Source organism: Mycobacterium sp., assembly GCF_035603715.1.
GTDB lineage: Bacteria > Actinomycetota > Actinomycetes > Mycobacteriales > Mycobacteriaceae > Mycobacterium.
Window position 1 is genome coordinate 1 of record NZ_DATNJW010000682.1, and the last position, 3,626, is coordinate 3,626.

Sequence of the window (3,626 nt, forward strand, 5' to 3'; positions counted from 1 at the left end):
GTCGTCGGGATCTGGGACCAGCGCCTCGACGTCGAGGGAGATCTTGACCGGCGCGAAGTCGTCGACCGCATGCGCCCAGGCGTCATAGCAGTCCAGCAGCGCCGCCCCGTGGTTCTGCGATTCGGCTGCGCCGGCTTCGCTCAGCGACCGCTCGAGCGCCTTGTGCACCAGCGGCTGGGTCACCTCGTGCTGCCAGTCCCAGGTGCCCGGGTAGTAATACACGGCCAGCGCGTCCTTGAGTGCGGCCGGCAGCGCGGGTTCGACGACACCGCTGGATTGCAGGTCGCGGCGATGCGGCGAGGCGAAGTCCCACTGTCGCCGGCAGCGTTTGAACCGGGTGCGCTCCGCGGCGGTGATTCGATAGTCGACCATCTGTCCAGCCATTCAGTGCTGGTGGGCATGATCCGGCCAAGGCTCGTCGATCGGCCACCGACACCGGTCGGCGGTGTCGGCCATCGACTCGAGCTCGGCGAGCAGGTCGTCGAAGAACGGACGCAGCCGTTCGGGTTCGTCAAGAGGCCAGGCGGCCGAAATGCACATCCACACGTCGGGCGCGGCGGTCGCAGAGCGGTTTTCCAGGACGGTCAACAATCGCCAGTCGTAGCAGTCGCCGCGGCGCTCCAGGTACACGAGGTCATCGCGACCGGGGCGTGTCGCCACGATCGAAGCGAATAATTCATCACGAGTCATGCCTGCGCCCCGTCCGTCCAGGATAGGCGCGCTGGGCGCCGCGATCTAGCGGCTAAGCAAGCGGCGGGCTGCCGGTTTGGCGGCCTCGAGCGCGGCCACGTCGCCGGCGATGCGGGATAAGATCAACGCTCCTTCGATCAGCGAAATAACGGCAATAGCAACGCTTTTCGCTTCGACCGCCGGCCAGCCATCGGCGCACAGCCGCTCTTCGATGGCTGTGCACCAGCCGGTGAAGGCACGTGCCGACGCTTCCCGCACCAGGGCGCTGGCATTGACCGACTCAGTGGCGATCGGCTCGATTGGGCAGCCGTCACGCCGGTCGGCCGTCAGGCCGGCGGCCAGCAGTGCAATCCACCGGTCGACGATGTCGGCCACCGGTTGTCCGCCGGCCAGAAATTTGCGCAGCAGTTGCTCGATGGCAGCTCCGGTGCCGTCGACGACTGCGGCAGCCAGCTGCTGCTTTCCCCGCGGGAAGTGGTGATACAGCGAACCTGGCTTTACCGCTGCCTCGTTAAGGATCTGGCTGAGCCCGGTCGCCGCGTACCCCTGACGGCGGAACAGGGTGGCCGCGGTGTCGATCAACGTGGCCCGGCTGCGGTCTGGTCTCGGCACGCTATTGACAATACTTGAGCAATCACTCAAGAATGCTGGAATGAGGCAGCTGACGTTCGAAGAGGCCGGTCGGTACGCATGGCGCGACGTCGCCGACGCGGAGATCACCCAGCCACAGCAAGCGTTGGTCCGGCCGTTGGCGGTGGCCTGCTGCGACCTGGATGTCGCTGTTGTCCACGGCCGATTGCCGATGCCGCCAGGACATGCAGTCGGCCATGAGGGACTCGGCGAGGTTGTCGCGGTGGGCGACGACGTATCCGGCGTACGAGTCGGCGACCGCGTGGTCGTGCCTTTTCAGATCAGCTGCGGATACTGCCGCGAATGCCGCCGCGGCGTCACGGGTTCGTGCGGTTCGCTGCCGATGATGGCGATGTACGGCATGGCCCCGCTTGCCGGTCTTGACGGCGGCGGTTTCATGAGCGACCTGGTACTCGTGCCGTACGCCGACGCGATGTTGATCCCTGTTCCCGACGCCGTGGACGTGACCGCTATTGCCTCACTTTCGGACAACATTCCCGACGGCTGGCGCGCGGTTGGACCCTACCGCGCGGAGCTCTCCGGGCTCGATGTGGCCGATCGCCGCGTCCTCGTCGTCGGCCGCCTGTCGATCGGGCTGTACGCGACGGCGTTCGCGGCAGCGCTCGGCTTCCACGTCGATTACGTTGATACCGATTCGGGCCGCCTGGCGGCGGCCGAGAAGCTCGGGGCTGCGGTCCATGACCTGGCCAAACCCGACAAGTCCTGGGATCCCTATCCGGTCACCGTGCACACCAGCGGCGATTCAGCGCTGCTCGCCGCATCGCTACGTGCCACCTGGCCTGACGGCGTGTGCACCGACACCGGGATTTACCCCGAATACAACGTCGAGATGCCGCTGCTGCCGATGTACACGCGAGGTGTGCGCTTTATCACCGGGCGGGTCAGCGCCCGTGCCGTCATCCCGGAGATTCTGGACGTGCTGGCCGGTGGATGCGACCTGCTGCCGGTCGTCGACCGCGTCGTGCCGTGGGAGGACGCGCCGTCGGCCTGGCCGACGATGGCCGGCAAGACCGTCTTCACCCGCGCTTAGGCGATGTCGCCGACGAAGACCGCAACCCGGCCGATCTGCTGGCGGGCAAAGAAGGGCAGCCCCGCGCCGTCGCTGCCGGGAGGCAGCACCCGCGGGTTGGTGATGTGCACGTCCTTGCGGATGAAGTGCACGTCGGCTTCGCCCGCAGCCAGCACGTTTTTCACCCAGTCGGTCTTGCCGTGGGCCAGTCCGATCGCCAGCACGTTGCCCTTGCGGTAGGCGGTGACAATGGTTTCGTACTGCTTGCCGGAGGTGCGGCCACGGTGCTTGATCACCGAGAACGTCGGAAGGTAGCGCGCGATCGGCTTGACCACCGGGTTGAAGTACTTGGTTTGGAAGTTCTCAAACCAGACCGGGAAGATCATCGGGATGCCCGGGGCGTTGTTGGGATGGTCCTTTCGGGACATGGCGACTCCGTTTTCGTCGGGTGCGGTCACACTACCGGTCCGATATGCAGTTGCTCTGCTCTGGGACAATGGTTGACGTGACTGTGATGGCGCGCATCGATCTGCGGGGCGCAGACTTGTCCACCGCCCGGCTGCGGGCGGCGTTGCCCCGCGGCGGAGTGGACGTGGAGGCCGCCCTGTCGACGGTGCGACCGATCGTCGACGCGGTCGCTGATCGCGGTGCGGAAGCCGCGCTGGACTACAGCGAATCGTTCGATGGGGTGCGCCCGCCGACGATTCGAGTTCCCAGCGCCGAGTTGGACGCCGCGCTGGCCGGTCTGGACCGCGATGTCCGGGCCGCGCTCGAGGTGGCGATCGAACGCACCCGCGCGGTGCACGCCGACCAGCGGCGGTCCGATGTGACGACCACGCTCGGGCCCGGCGCCACCGTCACCGAGCGGTGGGTTCCCGTCGAGCGTGTCGGGCTGTACGTGCCCGGCGGGAATGCGGTGTACCCGTCGAGCGTGGTGATGAACGTGGTGCCGGCGCAGGCCGCCGGTGTCGGCTCGCTGGTGGTGGCCAGCCCACCGCAGGCCCAGTCGCAAGGCCGGTTCGTCGGCTCGCCGCACCCAACCATCTTGGCCGCTGCGCGGCTGCTCGGCGTCGACGAAGTATGGGCGGTCGGCGGGGCCCAGGCGGTGGCGCTGATGGCTTACGGCGGCGATGACACCGACGGCACCGAACTGGCTCCCGTCGACATGATCACCGGCCCCGGCAACATCTACGTCACTGCGGCCAAACGACTCTGCCGCTCGCGGGTCGGTATCGACGCCGAGGCCGGGCCGACGGAGATCGCGATCCTGGCCGAT

At 67.4% G+C, this 3,626-nt stretch carries 6 protein-coding genes; 2 read left to right on the plus strand and 4 right to left on the minus strand.

Features of this window, described 5'->3' with window-relative positions; genetic code table 11:
* From VN856_RS27510 to VN856_RS27520, 3 genes are all read right to left on the minus strand, one after another.
* The coding region (locus VN856_RS27510; RefSeq protein WP_325695201.1) for a hypothetical protein at window positions 1-384 on the minus strand (384 nt) is incomplete at its 3' end.
* The gene (locus tag VN856_RS27515; RefSeq protein ID WP_325695202.1) at window positions 385-660 is read right to left on the minus strand and encodes a hypothetical protein; all 276 of its coding nucleotides are present in this window, start codon (window positions 658-660) and stop codon (window positions 385-387) included.
* 75 nt (window positions 661-735) lie between these two features.
* Window positions 736-1,302, minus strand: a complete 567-nt coding sequence (locus VN856_RS27520) for a TetR/AcrR family transcriptional regulator (protein WP_325695204.1) — start codon at window positions 1,300-1,302, stop codon at window positions 736-738.
* A gap of 40 nt (window positions 1,303-1,342) precedes the next feature.
* Here VN856_RS27520 and VN856_RS27525 point away from each other — a divergent pair, with 40 nt between their 5' ends.
* Complete coding sequence (locus VN856_RS27525) at window positions 1,343-2,371, plus strand: alcohol dehydrogenase catalytic domain-containing protein (RefSeq protein WP_325695206.1); 1,029 nt, start codon at window positions 1,343-1,345, stop codon at window positions 2,369-2,371.
* Here the strand turns inward: VN856_RS27525 and VN856_RS27530 are convergent.
* Window positions 2,368-2,778, minus strand: coding sequence for a nitroreductase family deazaflavin-dependent oxidoreductase (locus VN856_RS27530; RefSeq protein WP_325695208.1), 411 nt, complete (start codon window positions 2,776-2,778; stop codon window positions 2,368-2,370). The genes VN856_RS27525 and VN856_RS27530 overlap by 4 nt on opposite strands.
* Window positions 2,779-2,861: 83 nt before the next feature.
* Between VN856_RS27530 and VN856_RS27535 the strand changes: the two genes are divergently transcribed.
* The coding region (locus VN856_RS27535; RefSeq protein WP_325695210.1) for a histidinol dehydrogenase at window positions 2,862-3,626 on the plus strand (765 nt) is incomplete at its 3' end.

Coding starts and splice junctions, on each gene's coding strand:
- VN856_RS27525 (WP_325695206.1), top strand. CDS start 1,343: ATGAGGCAGCTGACGTTCGAAGAGGCCGGTCGGTACGCATGGCGCGAC.
- VN856_RS27530 (WP_325695208.1), bottom strand. CDS start 2,778: ATGTCCCGAAAGGACCATCCCAACAACGCCCCGGGCATCCCGATGATC.